We start from the raw sequence: 20,587 nt of genomic DNA, 5'->3' as shown, positions 1-20,587 counted from the left end.
AGAGCGCTCCGTCCAATTTTATGAGCATACCCAATAAATCCTCCAATAAAAAAACGCTTCAGAAAGCCATAAAACAGCTTTCCGAAGCGTTTATTTCATTATTTATTCAACCCTCGCTTATTCCGTCGAATCCAATGCCATCTCAGCCGAACTCTCCAACTTCAACACACCATCCGTCATCTTGTACACCTTATCCACGTATCGAATCAATCGTATATCATGTGTCACGACGATGGTCGCTGTCTGATTCGACTTCGTTTCATTACGCAACAACTCCATCACCTCAAACGCCCGATCCGAATCGAGTGAAGCGGTAGGCTCATCCGCCAAAAGAATCGCTGGCTTGCTGAACAATGCTTTCGCAATCGCCACACGTTGTCGCTCACCGCCCGATAAATCAGATGGATAATTCTTACGCAACTTGGTAATACCTAAATCTTCATATAACTTACGTTGCTCATCTTTGGTCATATTGTCTTTCTTCACTTTATTTAGCAATTCAAGCTGCTGATCAACAGTTAGGAACGGCACAAGGTTGGAAGCTTGCAATATAAACCCGATTTCCTGCAAACGGATTTTTGAACGTTGCTTTTCATTTAGCTGCGATAATTCTTTACCGTTAATGATGACTTCGCCTTCGCTTGGTGTTTGCAGAGCGCCAGCCACCGTCAGGAACGTACTTTTACCTGAACCTGACGGACCGATAACCGCGACCAATTCTCCACGTTCAACTAAGAAATTGGTTTCCTTCATCGCTTCAACGAGCGTATTGCCTTCACCGAACGTCTTTTTCGCATTTCGTAGTTCCAGTACCATCGTTTACCCCCCTATCGCTTCGAGCGGATCAATTCGAATAATCGTCCAAACCGAAATGACAGCCCCGAGAATTGCCACTACTATTAAGACCACCCCATAAATGATCATGGTAGGTATATCAAACATGATAGGAACTGCATTTGGCAGGAAGCTTCCCGCAAGCAACGTCAGTCCAAATGCTAGGACTACCCCGATCAACGCGAGAATGAATGTCTGTGCGATAACGGATCTTGCCAAATAAGCGCTGGAAATCCCCTGCGCTTTCATCAGACCGAACATGCTGATTTTCTGGACAGTCAATACGTACAGGAAAATGGCAACGATTGCCGCTGAAATGACGAATAGGAAGTAAATCATATACGTCAACGTCAAATTCTGCTCCGTATAACCCGGTAGATTCTCGATAAATGTTTCCGTTTCAATAATTTCCGTATTGTCTGGCAAGGAAAGTGTAGCCCAGTCTTTGTCTCTAATGACAATTGCGTTAACCAAGTCTTTATTCATTGTATAGGCGTCACCATATTTAATTTTCTGCATATCATTTAACTTCATATAGAGAATAGGCGACGCATTAAAACGAGCTTTTTCCGTGAAGCCGACAATCGTCAGTTTCGTGTCTGTTGAGGATAACTCGAGCGTATCCCCTATTTTAAAGCCTTCATCTTTTAGCACATCAGATGCCACGACACCGTTTTGAACGTAAAATGTCGGGTCCCCTTCACTAACTTCAGGCTTGATGAACTCTTCTCTATCTATACCGAAGAGCATGACATTTTGTTTGGTATCACCATTGTTTGCGATGGCGCCCATTTGGCTAACAACAGCCGTTTCTTTCGCATCCAGTTCATCGGCTATTTTCTTGTCAAGTGCCGACTCATACAAACTCTTATCGGATTCCTCTGTCAGAAGAACTGCATCGACTTTCCACGAGTCGATCGCTTCTCTGTTCATGCTGGCTAATCCATTTGCCAGTCCGGATAGGAAGAACACGAGGAATGACACCAATAGTAAAATCGATGTGATGAGTAAAAATCGTAATTTATTCTTTTTGATTTCGCTCCATGCTAAAAACATTCATTCTCACTTCCTTTTATAGGACATTTATCGCTTCTTCCAACTCATAAGAAGTGGATACAACTTCCTTCGATACGCCGCCAATTGATGTAATGACGCTTTGCAAATTTATCATATGGTCTGAAAAATGCTGGATATCGTCTATGGTCAAATGAACCGTCTCAGTTATGTTCTGGAATGTCTCTCTAGTTGTTTCCGTTTCTTTCATGCCCATATCGGCATACTTCGTGACAGTATCTATCGCATCATGAACAGCTCGCGTCTTCGCCTTCGATTGCGCGACGAGTTGTGCAATATTATCTGTCGACCGTTTCGTCTGATCAGCTAGGTTTCGGACTTCATCCGCAACAACCGCAAAACCTTTTCCGTGAACACCTGCACGTGCCGCTTCAATTGCAGAGTTCAGTGCCAAAAGGTTGGTCTGATCCGCAATATTTTTCACTAGTTGAACGACTTCTTCAATTTGAATGGATGCGCGGTTTAATTCTTCAATCAATGCCGCCATGCCTTTCGTTTCCTTGACAATCGTCTCCGAAGTAATCACCATCTGTGACATCTGTTTAATTCCAGACTGTGCTTGATGGACTGACGTTTCGGAACGGACAATACTCTCCTGAATTTTTCCTTCGAGTGTAGTAGATTGCTCGATTAAATCATTGACTACCGCATATGTGGACTCGGACTTCTCTTCAATCTCAAGCGCAATACTTCCAATTTGTTGCTTGACGCTATCTTTTACTTCTTGCTGATTTGCATGAATTGCATCATTCGTACTCTTCTCGAACGCCTCAAGAACCAATTGCTTTTCGAAATTCAAAATCTTACTTAACGCTACGATCATCTCACGTTCTTCTGCACGGTCCAATTCTAAATCAAATAATATATCGAGCATCGTTGCATGCAAGTTTTGAAAAGCCGCTATATACCATTTAGGTTCCAAGCCTATACGCACATGAGCACCCGCTACTTTACTGCGATTGAGTAAATAGGCTTCATCAATCACACCATCGAATAATCCCGCGAGATGTACAGTTAGCGTCTTGCGTAAATAATCGGTCGTAGTATACTTTTTAATCATCTGGGACAATTTAGGAACTGCTGTGACACTAGAATAAAAGGCTTCTACAATTTCATCAATCCGGTCATTCATTGGATCTTTTAACGCGCGTAAAAGTTGTAAATCCCGCTCCCTTAACTGAATAGCATCTAACTGTAATTGAATTTCTTTGGTAGGAACTTGCAATTTGACAGGGGTAGTGGAAATAGGGCGGACTAATGATTGGGCCTTGTGTTTTTTAGTGATCCACATATTGAAATTCTCCTTTATCTTCAATTGACACGGACAAACTACCGCTTTCTCCAATGTCCACGCTTTGTACAATGTTATTGTTAGTTGATTATACAATAGTCTATCCATATATACTAGAATAATTGACCGGAATAGACCTATTTTATATTTTTTGATTTCCTGCTAATCAAAATCCCTACGAAGAAACCATATACAGCGTGTCCGACGAGCCACCAGGACAAAGAAATGATATTTGTGACACTTGGCGTACGATCAGAAAATGAAGTCGTCGGATACAGTAATAACCCGATAATACTATTCACTAGAAAAGGGAACAATACCGCATGATGACGAATGAAACCACTACTCTTGTCATACAGAATCACCAGTATGATACAAAGAATAACTGAAACAATCAGATGGAAAAACACTTCTATTACTTCTGGAAATACATATTCTTTTACGATGGGTATGTAATCCACATTCAATAACAAAGTATAGACCTTGTGACCTGTAATCGACTGTATGATTTTGAAGAAAATAGCGAGAAAAACACCCGTTATGATACCAATCCATGTACCTTGTACTATATATGTCGTTTTCATTTAGACACCTTCCCACTATGTAAAAATAGCAGGTTTGACTTACATTGTCAAACCTATGTATAATGTTAAACATATAGAACTGGGCGAAGTATGATCGCTAATTATAGTAAAATGAAAGGTTGATTATTTTGAAGCCGTCATCTGAAACCCCTACGTATACAATTAAACAAGTTGCGGAGCAAACAGGTTTGTCGAGGCAAGTCTTGAGGAAGTGGGAAGAACGCTATGATATCGTGATTCCACAGCGACTAGATAATGGCTATCGGGTATATCACGATGAAGATATTCGGTTATTTTTGCTGATGAAACGTTATGCAGAGGATGGTTTTGCGCTCTCACAAGCAGCCGAGATGGCGAAATCCCAGAAAAACTCCATTTTCCCATCGAATCCCGAAAATACCTTTATAGAAGATATATTGAGCGACTTATTGCGCCACGGTAAAAATTGTGATGAATTAGAATTAAACTTTTCCTTGCAAGCCGCCTATCATCGGTTAGGACTTGAACACTATCTCCAGCAAATCGTCATTCCATTTTTGAAGGAAATAGGTGATCACTGGGCAAGTGGAGAGTGGGATGAATATCAGGAAGCCTTGTCAAGTCTGGTCGTACGAGATCAACTCGTCCAACTACGGCGCAACTTCCAATACCGGGAAGACTCGCCCCTATTGCTCGGCGCATGTCTCCCGAATGAATCACATGAAATTCCGGTGCATATTTTTTTACTGCAACTGATGCTAAAAGGCTGGCGTACGGCGATGATTGGATCATTACCTGCTCCTGGCGCTATTCAGTCTCTTATAGAAAAAATCAAGCCGGTCAAAGTGTTATTGTCAGCGTCGACTACATTTCCGTTTGAAGAGAGTCCGCAGACAATACAAGAATTGGACGAGTTTGCAGGCCAACACCCTCATACCGAATTTTATTTAGGTGGATACGGATCGTTCATTTGGGCGGATCGGCTACAGCTACAACATATTCATCTACTTGAATCAATTGAGGACATTTAAAAATTTTTGCATGTATCATACGCTGCCAATGCGCATGCACGGGCAGCTTGATGGTCAACAATCGGAGCCGGATAGGATGTACCAATCGTAACGCCTGCTGATTCCAGCACATCAACCGGTGCGTCTGCTGGTTGAAATACATAGTTTACTGGCATGTCCCCCAACTCGGGCAGCCATTTTTTTATATAGCGCGCATCTTCATCGAATTTTTTCGCCTGAAGAATGGGATTAAACACTCTAAAGTACGGCGACGCATCAAAACCACTGCCCGCCACCCATTGCCATCCCATCGCATTGTTCGCTAGATCCAAGTCGAGCAACGTCTCTTCAAACCACGCCATGCCCTCTCGCCAGTCAATCAATAAATGTTTGATCAAAAAAGAAGCTACGACCATTCGCACACGGTTATGCATATAGCCTGTTTCCCATAATTCACGCATCCCGGCATCGACTAACGGATAACCGGTACGCCCTGTTTTCCAAGCTTCCAGCTGAGCGTCGGCAGGTTGCCACGGGAACTGTTCAAACTCCGGTCGCACAGGTTTCGTCAACATTTCCGGAAAGTACAGTAGCTGGTAATTATCGAAATCCCGCCACGCCAATTGCCGAATAAAAGCTTCCACTTGCCGATCACCGACGTCTTCCGCCGCAGCTAATGCACCATGCCATAGCGAACGTACGCTAACATTCCCCCAAGCCAAGTAAGGCGACATACGCGAAACACTAGATTGCGCAGGGAGATCTCGTCCCACTAAATAATCGCACAACCCACCGTCTCGAAACGTTTCCCAACAGTCCATCGCAGCTTTTTCCCCAGGTTGCCAATAAGTTGCAAACTTGTTATACCAAGGTTCATCCGATAATAGTCCCCATTCCTCTGAAGACAATGATTGTAGTTTACCAGTAGACGGTACGAGTTCAGGAGTTGCGAGCGGTGTCGCAATTCGTTCTTGGCGGAGCCGCTTCCAAAACGGCGTAAATACTTTATATGGCTGATTGGTTTTATTGAAAATCGCATCCGGTGCAACGAGTAGTGACCCTTGGAATGAACGCATTTGAACACGCCTTTTCTCACAAGCCTCTGCTACTCCACGTTCCACTTCACGACTTTTCGGATCATATAATTCATTGAACACAAGTTGATCGGCTCCGCTTTCATCCAGCAACTTCATCAGCTGTTCAACAGGATGTCCTTGTCTGATCACGAACTGAATTTGCTGCTCCGCAAAGCGCTCGATTATTTCCAGCAAACTGTGATGCAACCACCAATCAGATGCTGCGTGGCGTGCTTCCGGCAAAATGAGGACGGGCAATACTTCACCATGTGCTGCCGCTTCCACCAATGCTGGATGATCATGCAAACGCAAATCTTTTCGGAACCAAACTATTGTCTTACCCACTCTATTCACTCCTTTTACTTATCTTAAAACGCACCTGATCCACCGCCTCCACCACCCGTTCCGCCTCCACTGCTACTACTATCACTGCTCGGAGCGTTGTGTGATACATTGGCCGATGCTTGATTGAAAGAACCGGCGAGGAACATAGGATTATAGACAACGCCTCCGTAATAGGCGTTTCCGTACTGAACGTCCTCCGTATCCTGTCGATATCTTTCATCATAACGAGTGCGATTTTGATCAAGTTGCTTCTGGACACTGGCGAAATCCTTATAATACGCGTCCAGTTCAGGATGCTTCACACCGACTCCATAAATCAACACACGAAATCGATCATCAAGCGATAAGCCTTCCCATTTTTCCGTATGTAGTTCTCGTATCCATTGATCCACTCGCTCCCATTCTTGTCTCAGTAGCGCCCCCTCATAATTGTACGGACTGTAGAACAATGCGAATCCGAATGCAACCAAAGTCAACATCGCCACTATGACTAGTTGCACATACAATTCATAATAGACAAAGGAGATGACGAATCCGATTCCAAGCACACCGATCAAACTCAGGATCATGCGTTCTTTCGTAGTCTTGACCTTCACTTCAAATTGATTCAATTCTGCTTGTAAAAGATCCTTCCACAAGCTAAACTTCTTATCAAATGCTTGATAATTCTTCTTTTCTTTTGTGTAACTTTTCAACTCATTCAATGTGAATTTTTTATCATGGCCGATTTGGAAAAATAACAGCTGAATCAATGCCTTCTCATGTTCTAATTTGACGTTCGCATCGACCAACTCAAATTCCTCGTCGGATACTTGTTTCACATGTCCTTTTCGAACGAGATCAAGTAGTGCTGCAGACATCAGCTCAACCGAGGCTACACCATTCTTGAAGAGAAGTACTGCCGGTAAACTCATATCATTCACTGGAACGTAGAAACCATTCAATTCCATTTGATAGTGCGCTTCCTTCACATATCTTTTTCTCCTAGCATTCGCAAAAAATGCAATCAAACCGACGCCCAGAATACCTGCCGTTGCACTCACACCACCTACAGTGCCCACAATCTTTTGGTTCTCAATGAACTCCTGCCGAAGCATAGCCGCTATTTCCTGATCCTTCTTCACTGTCGAACGGATGTCGCCATTTACTGCGGTCATTGCTGGAAATAAAGTCGGCTCATAGACCACGCGAATATCCCCATTGTCTCCCGCACGGACTTCCCCTAATGCAAATATGACCGTTCCATCCGGTTGCACTTTCCCTGTTTCTTCCGCACTTTCATAGCCGATGAACATCACGTCAGACGCTTTACTAGGAGGCACGATCGTAATCGTCATATTGCCATAATCAGTTTCATTACGGCGATCGAAAAATGGCCAGTAAAACTGCGCGCCATCTGCATACTTTTCCATTCCATTTCTAATGGTGTACTGCAAATCGAAGACAATGACTTCGCTGTCTCCTTTGCGATATACACGATATTCCGAGTTACGCTTCTCAATCCTTAACTCTTTACCCTTTTCAAAGGCTTTAAACTCCTCAATCGAAGCTCCTCGTTTCGGTTGAATTTCTCGAATAATCCCGTTAAATTCGCTGTCAAAATTATAGGTATGCTGTTCCGTTACCCGGACGGTGCCATCCGTTTCCAATTGTGCATTGATTTTTACGTCCGAAATGCTGAAATCTACAGCCCCTACTGTCGTCGGCAGAACAAGGAAAGCTAGTAAAGTGACAAGTAACAGTTTCCATTTCACAAAAAATCACCTCTTATCATGAGTATACGATAGGAGGTGATCAATAGATTCATTTATTGGCAGAATTTTAGAAATACAATTCAGGCATGGCTATAATTTCAGTACTTTATAAAAATAAACACCTATCGCACTGAAGAGTAGTACAAGTAGCGTGATGAGGATAGGCGCGTTCAATGAACCGATTCGAGCCAAAGCGATATCGACAGACTGCCATAGTAGAAAGATCACTACTAATGTAGAAAGGTTTTTGATGACATTCATGAATAGCACGCCATAGCGGTACTGGATTTCTACATTGTCAGGACGCAAATTCATGTAGTTAAACATATACGGATACTTCTCCACTATCCATAAACCTACCCACATAACGACGCCAATGACTGACAACAGCAGTAATTCTATTTTCGAACCATAACGGTCCACTTCCCCATTCGCTCCAAAATGCGCAGGAATACGATCAGGCAATTGATTCCACTGCAATAGTAAATAGACGAGAGCAGCAGCGAATAAAGCGATCACCAACACATCGAACGCTTTTGCAACCGCAGGCTTCTTTATGTCTAGCTTCGGTTTTTTCGTCTCCATACTCTCGCCACCTTATTTATGATTCCGTTGCACTCGTCATTTCAAATACATCAAAAACGTTCTCTCGAATATTGAGCGACATGATCTTGCCTTGCTTCTCATAGAAATGGATAGATCCTCTGCGGTCTTCCACCATTTCCGTCCAGCCCCATTCTTCAATAGTACGCAAATAATGATCTGGCGGATTGCCTTCCGAGTCACCGATTCCCTTCAACTTATATTTCGCTGATTTAGAAATCTCCCCTATGCAATCTTCTGCTTTTACTTCATACGCTTCTTTCGGAACAGGGAATCCTTGATTGATGATGGCCATGCGGTAGCCGTCTTCTTGACTATATGCATTGGAACAGCCAGTTAGTACCAAAGCAGACACCACGGCCATCAGCGCAAGTACTTGCTTCATATGTTTACCTCCCGTTTCACGACTTCATTGAATCCATCGTACTAGGAAATATTGACATTGTCACCCTACTTTTTGTGACGAATTAACGTAACTTCTGCACAATCACTACTTTTAAATAGTTAAATTCAGGATAGTCCCGTGGCGTACGGAAGTCCCTAGGTAATGTGGATTCTTCCAGTACTTTATAACGCATATCTGTCTCTTTGAAAGCTTGCTCAATGAAGCCTTTGAACTTCTTCATACTGAAGCTCGCATTATTTGTGGAAGCGACGATAATGCCGTTTTTCTCCGTAACCGCAATCGCTTCTTTCATCAACATAGGATAATCCTTTGCTGTACTAAATGTATACTTCTTCGAACGCGCAAAGCTCGGTGGATCCAGCACGACTAGTCCGAATTTCATGTCATGACGCTTCGCGTAACGGAAATAGTCAAAGACATCCATCACTTTAATATCTTGTTGCTCATAATCGATACCGTTGACACTGAATTGCTCGATTGTCTTTGCGACACTACGCTTCGCCAAATCCACATTCGTCGTTTTCTTCGCTCCACCTAAAACAGCTGCAACCGAAAACGCTCCTGTATACGAAAACGTATTCAACACTTCGCGACCTTCTGAATACTTGTCCCGAATCGCCTCACGTACATCGCGCTGATCAAGGAAAACTCCAGTCATCGCGCCATCATTCAAATCAATTGCAAAGTTCATGCCGTTCTCCTTAACAATAATCGGAAAATCACCAGGCGTTCCTTTTACAAAATCATCCTGCTCGACATACTGCCCCTTCGAATCAAAACGTTTCTTTTCATACACCGCTTTATATTCCCCACGCTTATCCAGAACATTATAGACGTGGTGACGGAACGCATAAATACCTTCACTGTACCAGCTGACCATATAATAGCCATCAAAATAATCGATCGTCAACCCACCGATTCCATCGCCTTCCCCATTAAATAAACGGTAAGCCGTTGTATCTGGATCGTTAGCATACGACGCACGACGCTCAAAGGCAGTCGCCATTTTTTGATCGAAGAAATCAAAGTCAATCTCTTCTTTTTCATTCGAAGTCAGCACCCAGCCGATTCCTTTATTTTGTATTCCATAATAACCCGTAGCCAAATATTTATGGTAGCGATCCGTCAAACGAATCAAACTACCTTCCTTCGCCTGAATCTCGCTAGTCATCACAGCATCCTTCAAAATCAAAGGATATCCCTTCTTCAAAGCCACCGTGCCCTGTGCATTTAACTGTATTTCAACTAATTTACTCATATCGTCATCCTCAAAGTGTATTTTCTCTATTATCGCATGGATGAACCAAAAGTGAAAGGTGGCGTTTAGAGTCGGCAGGCATAAGACGAAGATGCGAAGCGGCGCTCTTTGCAGCACAGCAGCTTTGACTTATGACCCGAGACTCTGCCACCTGCAACTAGATGAACCAAAAGTGAAAGCGGCTCGTCAGGATCGACAGGCATAAGACGGGCTGGACTTGAGGCGCTCTTTGCCTCACGACCAGCACGGCTTATGACCCGAGATCCTAGCCGCTGCAACTAGATGAACCAAAAGTGGAAGGAGGCGCTTAGAGTCGGCAACTCAAAAAATCTATTTTTACGACTTTTACTAACCTTTCACTTACAATGAAAGTACTAAAATACCCATACAGGAGGAATTCAAATGAACATCATCCCTTTAGGCATCTGGGGAGGCTACCCGAAAGCGAACAGCGCCACCTCTTCATTTCTCATTGAGCACGAAGGATTCCATTGCCTGTTCGACTGTGGCAGTGGCGTTCTATCTTCCTTGCAAAATTACATCACACTCAACCAGCTCGACGCAGTCGTCATCAGCCACTATCACGCAGATCATATCGCGGACATAGGAAGCTTGCAATATAGCCGGTTGATTCAGTACTACCTTGGACACCCTTCCCCACCACTGCCTATTTACGGGCACGCGCAGGACGAAGAACAGTTTGCGAAGTTGACGTATAAAGAGCAAACACAAGGTATCGAAATTCAAGAAAATCAATCCATCCAAATCGGCCCATTTACCGTAACATTCTGTCCAACCATCCATCCTGTCTACTGCCTCGCAATGAAGTTTACGGTTGAAGGCAAGTCCGTGGTTTTCACTGCCGATACGGAATGGTGCGACAAGCTCGTGGCATTCTCGCAACATGCCGACATCGTATTCTGCGAGGCCAATCTATACGAAGAACACCTGGGCAAATCACCAGGTCACCTAACAGGTAGCCAAGCAGGAACACTGGCGCGACAAGCAGACGTGGGACAACTCGTCCTCACCCATCTGCCACATCATGGTGATATTAATGAGATATTGAATGAAGCGGAGAAAACGTTCAGCGGTTTGGTGGAAATTGCAGAAGTAGGAAAAAGGTATACAGTAATTTAAAGCCAGAACAGTAAACTGGTGAGTATGAGGGTGAGTTATTACGGTCTTTTAAATTAACTAAATTAAAATACAGAAACAATTACAACATAAACTTCAAGGAACTTTGATAAGTATTTCCCAATCATATTGCTGGGGATTGGAGCGTAGGAGGGGCGACTCCCGCGGGAATAGCAATTACTTCTGCGATTAAAAGCGAAGCGTTATGAGCATGAGCCTTGAGACCCCGCAGGTAGCGAAGCGGACGAGGAGGCTCAAGCCATGCCCGCAGGAAAGCGCCCCCTCCGAAGCGCAAATCCCCTCCTCTATCCCCGTCAACCTATCCTATTTCATTCCACAAAAAACGACCTCTGCACATCCCGCAAAGGTCGTCTCACTTCTTATAAAAACACAATCACGGCCAAGATCGCTGCCAACACGAGACGATAAATCGCAAATGGCATCAACTTGACTTTCGAAATCAACGTCAAAAAGAAACGAATTGAAATCAGCGCAAACACAAACGCACTCAAGAACCCAACCACGTAAAATCCTAAGTCGTCCATCGACATATACTCCCAGTTCTTCAACACCGACACCAGACTTGCACCCATCATAATCGGAACCGCCATGATGAATGTGAAATCAGCAGCCGTCCGGTGATTCATCCCGAACAATACACCACCTGAAATCGTCGCACCCGATCGTGAAAATCCAGGCCACAACGACAAACACTGAACCAGTCCAACTGTAAACGCCTGTTTATATGTAATTTGATCCAGCGTCTGTACACGTGGATTTTTCGGCCCAAACTTATCCGCAGCAATCATCAGCACCGCTCCTGCAACTAACGCAAAAATAACGGTTTCCACGCCGAATAAGTAATCATCAATCAAGTCTTTAAATGCAAAACCGAAAATAACAGCGGGTAACATCCCAACGATTACGTGTAATAAATTGAAACGCTCGCTCATCTTGACTCCGCTATCTACTTTATACAAACCGACTAAACTAAATAACCGCTTCCAAAATACTACGACAACAGCCAAAATTGAACCGAGTTGAATTACTATCTTAAATGTAATCGCAGGATATTTCCCAAGGAATTCTTCCGTCTTCAGCCACATATCATCGACAATAATCAAATGACCTGTCGAAGAAACGGGCGCGAATTCCGTCATTCCTTCTACGAATCCTAAAATTAGCGCTTTAATTAAATCAAATAATTCCATATGACTCTCTTTCCGCGAAGGCTCCCCTTCTGCTATTCTATTTTCTTTTATCCAGTCTACCATGACGTAACAAACAGTGGATAAGTTTCCGGCAGAATATTTTTATCCACATGTGCATACATTTTGTTTTCACATATAACGGAATACTTATGCACATAGTACGTGGATAGATTGTGGAGAAGTGCATAACTTCAGACTATTCTAATTTTTATCGTTGTTTATCCACAGTTTTATCATTGATCTATTGATATGCCGCGGCTTATACTTGTAGACTAGTAATCCGTTAATTTATTTTGAAACGCATAAATAACCGCTTGAGTGCGGTCTTGGACTTCTAATTTGGATAATAGATTACTGACGTGAGTTTTCACAGTTTTTAACGCAATGAATAGTTCATCCGCAATTTCCTGATTAGATTTACCCTTAGCCAATAATAATAAGACTTCGAGCTCGCGATCGGTTAAGTCTTCATGCAAGGCATGCGTCTGGCCACTGCGCATTTTTATCATCATTTTAGATGTCACTTCCGGCTCAAGCACGGTTTGTCCCTGCATAGTTTCTCTAATAGCATCCGCCACGCGCTTTGCGTTGGACGTTTTCAAAATATAACTGACAGCTCCCGCTTCAAGTGCAGGGTATAATTTATCATCATCGAGGAAACTAGTGACGATAATTACCTTCGCTTCCGGCCATTTGGCGATAATCGCAGCCGTCGCCTCAGCACCATTCATAACAGGCATGACCATGTCCATGAGAATAATATCCGGACGTAAATCCAGTGCTTTCACGACGCCCATCTGACCATTTTCCGCCTCCGCAATTACTTCGATATCGGGTTGCATCTGCAAATATGTCGATACGCCAATGCGCACCATTTCATGATCATCTACCAACAGCACTCGAATCATCCGCCAGCTCCCCTTTCAAAATCGGTAATTTCACTTCTACGATCGTTCCTTGAGACGGTACCGAGACAATCTTGCAACTGCCACCGATCTCAATCGCACGTTCCTTCACATTCTGCAGACCATACGAACCGCCTTTGCCGTCATGCTGCTTAAATCCAACGCCATTGTCTTGCACACGTAAAATCGCCAATCCATCCCGTTCGATTAATAAAATTTCCACTTCCGTTGCCTTTGCGTGACGCAGTGTATTTGACAACGTTTCTTGCACAATCCGGAATAAATGATCTTCCGCACCTTTAGATAGCTCGATATCTTCCAAGCGATGCGTAATATCGAACGTCACTTTTTCCTGTAATTCACTCAATAATTCTTCAAGACCTTTGGCAAGCGTCTGGTTATGCAGTGCCGCCGGACGTAAATGAAGAAGCAATGCCCGCATTTCTAATTGCGCCTGCTGAACCATTCGTTCCACTTGCAGTAACGGCTTACGGATTGGTCCTTCTTCCGCTTGTTCAGCAAGTGCCGACAACAGCATGGAGGCCGCGAACAATTGTTGGGACACAGAATCATGCAGTTCTCTCGCCAACCTTTGGCGTTCTTGAACGATACGTTCCTGAATGATTTTATCTTGTGTCTCGACACGCTCGTCGGTAATCTTACGCAAACTGTTTCGCTGTGCTTCAAGTACTTCATATAACTGTTCAATGGAACGATTCGTTTGTTTTTTCATTTTATTCGAGCTTGTAAACTGCTGTTTAGCATACAAATCCTGTAGTTTTCCGATAATGATATTCTCTTTCATCCTACTGTGTAGGCTGATCCAGCTAGCAATTCCTAAACTCATGACGAAAATCGTCGTGAACAACCAGACCAACAACGGCATATCCGCGGCTTCCGTATCGAGTAGCAACCTCTGATAGTCAGCGATAGATACATCAATGAACAAATAGAAAAAGACCGCGACGATCACACTAAACGTCAACGTCAACAGAATGGTGCGACCAATGATTACCTTCATTTTCTACGCACCTCCACATCGCCGATCCAAGTAAATACTGAAATAATCAACTCGGGATCATTCGGCCGTTTCGTTTCATAGCCGTCATGTTCTTGTATAGTTTCATTAAATAGTTGCTGTGGAACTTTGCCTAACATATTCGCTTCACCGTATAACGTGGCATAATGAATGCGTACCGGAATATCGTACGGCAGTTCAATACGAACTTTACCGAAGATTTGCCGAATCGAAATAAAGGAAGCGCCTCTAGGCAATACCGTATCCGTCACATCGACATGCACGTCACCGAAAAACCCTTGCATATGAATATCTTCCCACTCATACGTCGAGAATGGAGTAGATTGGACCGAAAACAAGCGGTTCCTCCACATACCTTGCGATCGTCTAACACGAGGCTTTTGCAAATCGCCAAAGACTTCATTGGCCGGCGTACCTTTCCATAATTTCATGATAATATACAAAACAATGGCTAAAATCAGCAGACGTACACTCCATAATGTCAGAAGCGCAATCACTATAAAGACGATTCCTGTGATCGCTGTCCATTTTCCACGTTTTCGATAACCATAATCGAGGAATCCCCAACCGAGAAGGAGGAAGATGAAATTACCGTTTGAAAACACTATGGATTCGACGAAAGCAATCGCCAAAAGAGCAAGTAAATATACCGAAACTTTAGTGGAATCCCTCTTACCCATTTCATTCTCTCCCTTCTCGATAGAGGAAGCGTGATGCTCCCTCTTATAGTTTACACAATATCTTGAGATTTTGCGTTAGATTTCTCTAATGAATCCAAACGTTGCTCCATTGACGAGTGTGATTGCGTCGATCTCGTTCCACCGCCAAGATTTTCGATGTACGAATGCAAGTCGTCCAGTGTTGAAAACGAACTATCTGGCTTGACGAATCGATTCATTTTTTCCTGCGCACGCGTTACATTCTCTTTGCCCATCAATTGCAACTGACGAACACGCATATCTTTCACACGATGCTTCATCTCTTCAAATTTCCGTTCCAATGACAGCAATTCTTGCGTGGCGTCTTGGATGCTCGCAGATAAGCGGGCAACTCGTCCTTCATATGCCTCTACTTCTTCTTGCGCGAATGCAATCAACTCTGCGTCTCCTGCCACTTCAGCAAGTTCCAGTTGACGACGACGTTTTATCGCCATCGAATTCGCTTCTTGACATTCGGCTTCCAATTCTTCCTTCAATCTTCCTTGGCGTTCAAGCAACTTCCCGATTTCTGCTGTTTGCTTTTGTGCTTCTAAGAAATACTGATTCAGTAATTCAAGTGGATTTTCTTTCTTTTGCGACTTATCCATCAAACTATTCAAATCTTCTTGTAGCGTATATTTTAGTTTATGCCAAAATGCGTTCATATTACATCTCTCCTTTTATTTTGTCAGTTCATTCCATTGACGTTCAAAGTTTGTGAACGGGTCATTGGATAGAACGTTCGGGTTTGCCTTGCGTTCTTTCCATTTACGGTATACGTAATAGACTCCAATCAATGCGATGATCCCGATGAATGCACCAATATTAGAAATTGAACTGATTACACTGATGATCAAAATCGTCATCCAGAATACTTTCGCGAACATCGACTGGCTCTTTCTCCAGTAGTGATAACTGACAAGCGCGATCGCTCCTGTTATGGCTAAGGCAATGATTGGACCTACGTTTAGCACAAATGCTAAACCTGCTACAATGCCTAGTAAAACTAATCCAAGTGTCTTCATGTGGATGTCCTCCCTTCATTTGTACCCTTAGTTTATAATGAATCCCCGCTTTCTCCGACGGTCCCATAGCGGATTTCTGACTCAGACTTAAGGCTGAGTGTGAGTAAATCTCGACTTAGAGGGTGCCGTTGATCTGCGTTCTTCAGTATAAAAACCTAAAAGTTTATACTTCCTTACCCACATAGGCCAGTAACACAAAAAAGCCGCTCAAGAAATCAATTATGATCTCCCAAACGGCTATATCGGATATTATTTATTCGCTCTAAGCAGCCCATCAATCACACCGGCATGCAAACCTTCGTGCCAAGTAAGAAACTGAAGAACTTCATCGACAGTTTCCATCGTAATAAACGTACCAATAGAAAGGGGTGTACTCAATCGATGCGTCAGCTGTTGTTCAGTTAGTTTTGAAATACGCTTACCTTGGTCTTTCATCGCTGCGATCAATTCCTCTTCAGTTGGAGCGCTACTCGGCCAAGTAGATGGACTCGTTCCCGTCGCGAAGAATTCTGCCCATTCCAACTTATCGACTGGATAGTCATTCATTGCGCGATGAAGAAAGTCTTCAGTCAATGAATAGATATGTCCTACATTCCACCGCACAGTATTTGAAAAACCCTTAGGTTGAAAATCCCACGCGGATTCGTCCGTTCGTTTACAAAGACTTAATGTATAACCTCTCGCCATGGAGAATTGTTGCAATGCACCCATTCATTCCACCCTCTCTTGTAATCTAAAAAACAGCCTTGCACGTAGGCAGGCTGACATTATGAAGGATTCTCTTCTTGCTTTTTAATGTTCTTATGCTCATTCCACTGGTCATGCGCTTCATGGTTGTATTCACGATTATATTCTTCCTGATCTCCATACGGGAATTTTTCACCGGGTGTCAGATCATGATAGTTTTGGCTTGGGGATTTATTTTGACTATAAGCGGAAGGTTTATGTTCTCCCGTTTCATCCTGTGCATTTTCTCTAAATGCTACACTTGAATCAGAATCTGCTGGATCGGCAAGAGGTAGTTCATCTGGTACTACTACGCCTTCTACCACACACTTCTCCTCATTGATCTCTTCCACTCTCGGCGTAAGATCTTTTTTGTTTGGATACTTTCCGTCAACGATTGTCATATAACCATTCCTCCCTTTCATGCTGCCCCTAATCAATAGACCGCACTCTCTATACATACCCGTATTCGCCATAAACTAAACTGATTCCTCTTTCAATTTCAAAAAAAGAGTAAGATGGGAGTTTTCTCCCACCCCACTCCACGCCAATTTACCCCCCTATGACATCAATCGTCACTTTAAATAAATCTCCATCAACCTCCACTTCCATCCGGCCGCCATGTAGTTCGACAATAGATTGAGCAATAGCCATTCCTAGACCCGAACCTTCCGTTTGCCTGGACGTGTCTCCCCGCTTAAAGCGTTCGAATAATTCATCTGTCGTGTCACCAAGTTCATATTGTGCAACGTTTTTCAACACGATACGCGCATTCGATCCCACTTGTTGAAGATTGACATACACCCTCGTACCTGGCAACGAGTACTTCCATACATTGATGAACAGATTATCAAGTACTCTCCACCACTTTTGTCCATCTACCATCGCAAAGACGGGTTCTTCTGGTAAAGTAGTTCGAATATGCAAATCTTGCTCAATGAATTCTTCCGCATGCTCCGCCAATGCTTGTTGGATTAGCTGATTCAAATCCACACGTTGCTTCACCATTTCTAAATTACCGCTTGCCATTTTGGATACTTCGAATAAATCTTCTATAAGTGTTTTCAAGCGCTGTGACTTCTGATCTAGAATGCCAATGTATTTTGCACGTTCTTCTGCAGTTAACGTCTCATCTTTCAGTAAATCCGTATACGTTATAATAGAAGTAAGCGGTGTCCGCAAATCATGGCTGACATTTGTGATTAACTCCGTTTTTAACCGCTCACTTTTCGCTTGTTCATTGATCGATACGCGAACACCTTCGCGGAGATTATTCAAATTTGCTGCATGCTTCGCAAGCTGCGATGTACCTTTGACCGGTATCGCCTGCGTCAGATGACCCGCCGCCATATCATTCGTTGCTGCCACTATACGATTCAAATAGGCTGCTTTTTTCACGAAAATGAATAATGCCGGTAGTGCGACAAACAGTACACAGAAAACATAAATGATCAAAAGCGATGGGTGCATAACTCCCCCAACCAAGCCTACGCCGGCAAGGAAAAAGATCATCAGTACCAACGAGAACTGTACACCCATCGTACGATTGTTGAATGTGTCTCTACTATCTTTAACAAATTGCATCGTGAAGCTTTCATGCCAATCTTTCATCAGCCGCCCAGGCTCGCGGTATAGCATAAATACATGAACAGCCTGAAACGCCAATAATGCGGTAAATAGTACGCCAATCAGCAAGAAACTGACCGCCATATTACTAATAATTCCCAAGTTAAGGTACATAAACTGATTAAAGATATTGAATATAGTCGATTCGAAATAAAGAGCCAGAATAAATGCGGTCAGTAGCAAAAGAACTACTTTCACATCTATTTTCCAGCGTGAATACGTTGCGGCCAATCTTGGCTGCCGCACCCATTCTTTCTGAAACTTCATCACTGTACACAATGCCACGAGCGCTAGCACACCGAGAACCCACAAGGCATACATCATATATTTTCCACGGATGAATTGATCGTTTTCCTTAGCCAATTGCCCCGACACTGTAGCATCTGATGGAATAATCACTGTTCCTTTGAAATATTGCGCGGGATTACTAATTTCCAACGCATTGTCATCTGTGAACGTCGACCCTTGTTCCATTGAATAATCAGAGTAGCCATTGTCATACACAGCTGAGTTCGCTCTGAAATATCCTGTTGCTTCAGTAAATTGTTGTTGGAAGAGTGACGTAACCTCGACATCTCCACGCGTAAATCGCTCACCCGTTTCAACATTCACGAGATCATAGGAAATGGGAATATTCATTTCTCGATTATTTTCTGTCTCCCTAATTTGACTAGCTAAAGCTTTTACCTTTTCCGAACGGATTTTGTCTTCTACATAACTATCGCTATCAAAATTCTTTTGGATCTCTTCTAGTTTCGTATTTCGCTCTTTAACTAGAGCCAATAGCAACATTTCATTTTTCTCGCTTTTCGCTTCCGCAATTCGTTCTGTATACTGTTGCTGGATAGTATCAAGCTGTTCAGAAAGTGTACCGTATCGCTGTCGGTATTCTTCAATTTCATCCTGTGAAACCGTTAATTCCTTCTCCGCTTTTTTCAAGTCGATTGGATTGAGTACAGTAGCCGACAAATTATCGTATACTTGTTCCATTCTATAGGTAAAGTCTTCTTGGTCGGTAAACGACTTGCCAACAAGCTGTGGAGCATAATGAATGATGGACGGCAATGCGATCAGTACTAGTGTCACGAGTGCAGACCAGATAGCCAATTTTATAGTTTTGTTCATCACACGGTTCCTCCTCTAATAATTCGTCCAAAGTAATGGGCTGCCAGGTTTAATCGTTCCCATCCGTCGAGGAAAAGATCAACCGTAAATGAGGCGCAGTACATTAGGCTTCCTAGAGCTAACGTAATCGCAATGAGCGACCCAACCAAGCCATTTCTATTTTTCGATCTTATAGCCAACGCCCCACACCACCTTCACATACCGCGGATTTTTAGGATCCGCTTCGATTTTCTCCCGAATCTTTCGGATATGCACCGCTACGATATTTTCTGCATTATACGCTTGCTCATTCCACACACGTTCATATATTTCATTAATTGAAAATACGCGTCCTGGGTGTTTCATCAGTAGTTCCGTAATTTTGAATTCAATCGGAGTTAGCCGAACGGGTGTCCCGTCCACCGTCAGCTCCTTCTCCTCTTCGTTCAGGACCAGTCCGTTTACTTCAATGACTTTTTGTCCTTCATACGTCCCGAGCATTACATACCGACGAAGTTGTGACTTCACACGAGCCATCAGTTCAAGCGGATGGAATGGCTTCGTGACATAATCATCTGCACCTACTGATAACCCGTGGATTTTATCCGAGTCTTCCACTTTCGCACTCAACATAATAATCGGGATATTCTGCGCTTCTCGTATCTTGAACGTTGCTGTGATCCCATCCATATTCGGCATCATAATATCTAAAATTAATAAATGGATTTCATTCAATGAAAGCAACTCCAACGCTTCTTGCCCATCTTTCGCTTTCAATACACGATATCCTTCATTTTTCAAATAAATCTCAATTCCCTCACGAATTTCTTTATCGTCATCAGCTACAAGCACTGTAAAATCTGCCATGTACGTCACCCCGTCTCACTAATACCTTCATTCTA

General features: G+C 43.2%; 21 protein-coding genes. 2 read left to right on the top strand and 19 right to left on the bottom strand.

Annotation, left to right across the window (positions count from 1 at the left end; all coding sequences use genetic code 11):
* Window positions 1–117: 117 nt before the first annotated feature.
* From CSV77_RS11125 to CSV77_RS11110, 4 genes are all read right to left on the bottom strand, one after another.
* Window positions 118–816: an ABC transporter ATP-binding protein gene (locus tag CSV77_RS11125; RefSeq protein ID WP_099673476.1), complete on the bottom strand. Its 699-nt coding sequence runs from the start codon at window positions 814–816 to the stop codon at window positions 118–120.
* Window positions 817–819: 3 nt separating this feature from the next.
* Window positions 820–1,890, bottom strand: a complete 1,071-nt coding sequence (locus tag CSV77_RS11120; protein WP_099673475.1) for an ABC transporter permease — start codon at window positions 1,888–1,890, stop codon at window positions 820–822.
* Between the two features lie 16 nt (window positions 1,891–1,906).
* The gene (locus CSV77_RS16930; RefSeq protein ID WP_233212221.1) at window positions 1,907–3,199 is read right to left on the bottom strand and encodes a globin-coupled sensor protein; all 1,293 of its coding nucleotides are present in this window, start codon (window positions 3,197–3,199) and stop codon (window positions 1,907–1,909) included.
* Between the two features lie 137 nt (window positions 3,200–3,336).
* A complete protein-coding gene (locus CSV77_RS11110) occupies window positions 3,337–3,783 on the bottom strand; it encodes a hypothetical protein (protein WP_099673473.1) in 447 nt (148 codons plus the stop codon).
* A 128-nt stretch (window positions 3,784–3,911) separates the two neighbouring features.
* Between CSV77_RS11110 and CSV77_RS11105 the strand changes: the two genes are divergently transcribed.
* Window positions 3,912–4,793, top strand: a complete 882-nt coding sequence (locus CSV77_RS11105) for a MerR family transcriptional regulator (RefSeq protein WP_158232065.1) — start codon at window positions 3,912–3,914, stop codon at window positions 4,791–4,793.
* Here the strand turns inward: CSV77_RS11105 and CSV77_RS11100 are convergent.
* From CSV77_RS11100 to CSV77_RS11080, 5 genes are all read right to left on the bottom strand, one after another.
* Window positions 4,790–6,193 (bottom strand): cryptochrome/photolyase family protein, encoded by a 1,404-nt coding sequence (locus CSV77_RS11100; RefSeq protein WP_158232064.1) that lies wholly within the window; start codon window positions 6,191–6,193, stop codon window positions 4,790–4,792. The genes CSV77_RS11105 and CSV77_RS11100 overlap by 4 nt on opposite strands.
* 23 nt (window positions 6,194–6,216) lie before the next feature.
* Window positions 6,217–7,947 carry a DUF2207 domain-containing protein gene (locus tag CSV77_RS11095; protein WP_099673470.1) on the bottom strand — a complete coding sequence of 577 codons (1,731 nt, stop codon included), beginning with the start codon at window positions 7,945–7,947 and terminating at the stop codon, window positions 6,217–6,219.
* A gap of 90 nt (window positions 7,948–8,037) precedes the next feature.
* On the bottom strand, window positions 8,038–8,532 hold the full coding sequence (locus CSV77_RS11090; RefSeq protein WP_099673469.1) for a DUF1648 domain-containing protein: 495 nt from the start codon (window positions 8,530–8,532) through the stop codon (window positions 8,038–8,040).
* A 16-nt stretch (window positions 8,533–8,548) separates the two neighbouring features.
* A complete protein-coding gene (locus CSV77_RS11085) occupies window positions 8,549–8,935 on the bottom strand; it encodes a hypothetical protein (protein ID WP_099673468.1) in 387 nt (128 codons plus the stop codon).
* An 82-nt stretch (window positions 8,936–9,017) separates the two neighbouring features.
* Window positions 9,018–10,214 carry a class I SAM-dependent rRNA methyltransferase gene (locus tag CSV77_RS11080; RefSeq protein ID WP_099631965.1) on the bottom strand — a complete coding sequence of 399 codons (1,197 nt, stop codon included), beginning with the start codon at window positions 10,212–10,214 and terminating at the stop codon, window positions 9,018–9,020.
* 402 nt (window positions 10,215–10,616) lie between these two features.
* On the opposite strand from CSV77_RS11080, the gene CSV77_RS11075 reads away from it, so the two are divergent.
* Complete coding sequence (locus tag CSV77_RS11075; RefSeq protein ID WP_099673467.1) at window positions 10,617–11,354, top strand: MBL fold metallo-hydrolase; 738 nt, start codon at window positions 10,617–10,619, stop codon at window positions 11,352–11,354.
* Window positions 11,355–11,731: 377 nt separating this feature from the next.
* Here the strand turns inward: CSV77_RS11075 and CSV77_RS11070 are convergent, their stop codons facing one another.
* The 10 genes from CSV77_RS11070 to CSV77_RS11020 form a co-directional block, all read right to left on the bottom strand.
* Complete coding sequence (locus CSV77_RS11070; protein ID WP_099673466.1) at window positions 11,732–12,562, bottom strand: undecaprenyl-diphosphate phosphatase; 831 nt, start codon at window positions 12,560–12,562, stop codon at window positions 11,732–11,734.
* A 272-nt stretch (window positions 12,563–12,834) separates the two neighbouring features.
* Window positions 12,835–13,470 carry a response regulator gene (locus CSV77_RS11065; protein WP_099631968.1) on the bottom strand — a complete coding sequence of 212 codons (636 nt, stop codon included), beginning with the start codon at window positions 13,468–13,470 and terminating at the stop codon, window positions 12,835–12,837.
* Complete coding sequence (locus tag CSV77_RS11060) at window positions 13,445–14,488, bottom strand: sensor histidine kinase (RefSeq protein ID WP_099673465.1); 1,044 nt, start codon at window positions 14,486–14,488, stop codon at window positions 13,445–13,447. The genes CSV77_RS11065 and CSV77_RS11060 overlap by 26 nt, the downstream gene beginning before the upstream one ends.
* Entirely contained in the window at window positions 14,485–15,186 is a 702-nt protein-coding gene (gene liaF, locus CSV77_RS11055) for a cell wall-active antibiotics response protein LiaF (RefSeq protein WP_099673464.1), read from the bottom strand. Before liaF ends, CSV77_RS11060 begins: the two co-directional genes overlap by 4 nt.
* A gap of 50 nt (window positions 15,187–15,236) precedes the next feature.
* Window positions 15,237–15,869 carry a PspA/IM30 family protein gene (locus tag CSV77_RS11050; protein WP_099673463.1) on the bottom strand — a complete coding sequence of 211 codons (633 nt, stop codon included), beginning with the start codon at window positions 15,867–15,869 and terminating at the stop codon, window positions 15,237–15,239.
* 15 nt (window positions 15,870–15,884) lie between these two features.
* Window positions 15,885–16,229, bottom strand: coding sequence for a lmo0954 family membrane protein (locus tag CSV77_RS11045; protein WP_099673462.1), 345 nt, complete (start codon window positions 16,227–16,229; stop codon window positions 15,885–15,887).
* A 249-nt stretch (window positions 16,230–16,478) separates the two neighbouring features.
* A complete protein-coding gene (locus tag CSV77_RS11040) occupies window positions 16,479–16,940 on the bottom strand; it encodes a DinB family protein (RefSeq protein ID WP_099631973.1) in 462 nt (153 codons plus the stop codon).
* A 56-nt stretch (window positions 16,941–16,996) separates the two neighbouring features.
* Window positions 16,997–17,359, bottom strand: a complete 363-nt coding sequence (locus CSV77_RS11035; protein ID WP_099631974.1) for a hypothetical protein — start codon at window positions 17,357–17,359, stop codon at window positions 16,997–16,999.
* 148 nt (window positions 17,360–17,507) lie between these two features.
* Window positions 17,508–19,706, bottom strand: a complete 2,199-nt coding sequence (locus tag CSV77_RS11030) for a histidine kinase dimerization/phospho-acceptor domain-containing protein (protein WP_099673461.1) — start codon at window positions 19,704–19,706, stop codon at window positions 17,508–17,510.
* Between the two features lie 156 nt (window positions 19,707–19,862).
* Entirely contained in the window at window positions 19,863–20,552 is a 690-nt protein-coding gene (locus tag CSV77_RS11020) for a response regulator transcription factor (protein WP_099673460.1), read from the bottom strand.
* Between the last annotated feature and the right edge of the window lie 35 nt (window positions 20,553–20,587).

Origin of the sequence: Sporosarcina sp. P16b (assembly GCF_002743065.1) — a bacterium.
Taxonomy (GTDB): Bacteria; Bacillota; Bacilli; order Bacillales_A; family Planococcaceae; genus Sporosarcina.
Note: the sequence above shows the minus strand (reverse complement) of the source record. Positions and strands in the feature narration are given on the sequence as shown.

Excerpts from the sequence above, each read along its gene's own strand:
- CSV77_RS11080 (WP_099631965.1), bottom strand. The coding sequence starts at position 10,214 with ATGAGTAAATTAGTTGAAATACAGTTAAATGCACAGGGCACGGTGGCT.
- CSV77_RS11030 (WP_099673461.1), bottom strand. The coding sequence starts at position 19,706 with ATGAACAAAACTATAAAATTGGCTATCTGGTCTGCACTCGTGACACTA.
- CSV77_RS11075 (WP_099673467.1), top strand. The coding sequence starts at position 10,617 with ATGAACATCATCCCTTTAGGCATCTGGGGAGGCTACCCGAAAGCGAAC.
- CSV77_RS11050 (WP_099673463.1), bottom strand. The coding sequence starts at position 15,869 with ATGAACGCATTTTGGCATAAACTAAAATATACGCTACAAGAAGATTTG.
- CSV77_RS16930 (WP_233212221.1), bottom strand. The coding sequence starts at position 3,199 with ATGTGGATCACTAAAAAACACAAGGCCCAATCATTAGTCCGCCCTATT.
- CSV77_RS11110 (WP_099673473.1), bottom strand. The coding sequence starts at position 3,783 with ATGAAAACGACATATATAGTACAAGGTACATGGATTGGTATCATAACG.
- CSV77_RS11040 (WP_099631973.1), bottom strand. The coding sequence starts at position 16,940 with ATGGGTGCATTGCAACAATTCTCCATGGCGAGAGGTTATACATTAAGT.
- CSV77_RS11060 (WP_099673465.1), bottom strand. The coding sequence starts at position 14,488 with ATGAAGGTAATCATTGGTCGCACCATTCTGTTGACGTTGACGTTTAGT.
- CSV77_RS11045 (WP_099673462.1), bottom strand. The coding sequence starts at position 16,229 with ATGAAGACACTTGGATTAGTTTTACTAGGCATTGTAGCAGGTTTAGCA.
- CSV77_RS11035 (WP_099631974.1), bottom strand. The coding sequence starts at position 17,359 with ATGACAATCGTTGACGGAAAGTATCCAAACAAAAAAGATCTTACGCCG.
- CSV77_RS11090 (WP_099673469.1), bottom strand. The coding sequence starts at position 8,532 with ATGGAGACGAAAAAACCGAAGCTAGACATAAAGAAGCCTGCGGTTGCA.
- liaF (WP_099673464.1), bottom strand. The coding sequence starts at position 15,186 with ATGGGTAAGAGGGATTCCACTAAAGTTTCGGTATATTTACTTGCTCTT.
- CSV77_RS11020 (WP_099673460.1), bottom strand. The coding sequence starts at position 20,552 with ATGGCAGATTTTACAGTGCTTGTAGCTGATGACGATAAAGAAATTCGT.
- CSV77_RS11120 (WP_099673475.1), bottom strand. The coding sequence starts at position 1,890 with ATGTTTTTAGCATGGAGCGAAATCAAAAAGAATAAATTACGATTTTTA.
- CSV77_RS11065 (WP_099631968.1), bottom strand. The coding sequence starts at position 13,470 with ATGATTCGAGTGCTGTTGGTAGATGATCATGAAATGGTGCGCATTGGC.
- CSV77_RS11085 (WP_099673468.1), bottom strand. The coding sequence starts at position 8,935 with ATGAAGCAAGTACTTGCGCTGATGGCCGTGGTGTCTGCTTTGGTACTA.
- CSV77_RS11070 (WP_099673466.1), bottom strand. The coding sequence starts at position 12,562 with ATGGAATTATTTGATTTAATTAAAGCGCTAATTTTAGGATTCGTAGAA.
- CSV77_RS11125 (WP_099673476.1), bottom strand. The coding sequence starts at position 816 with ATGGTACTGGAACTACGAAATGCGAAAAAGACGTTCGGTGAAGGCAAT.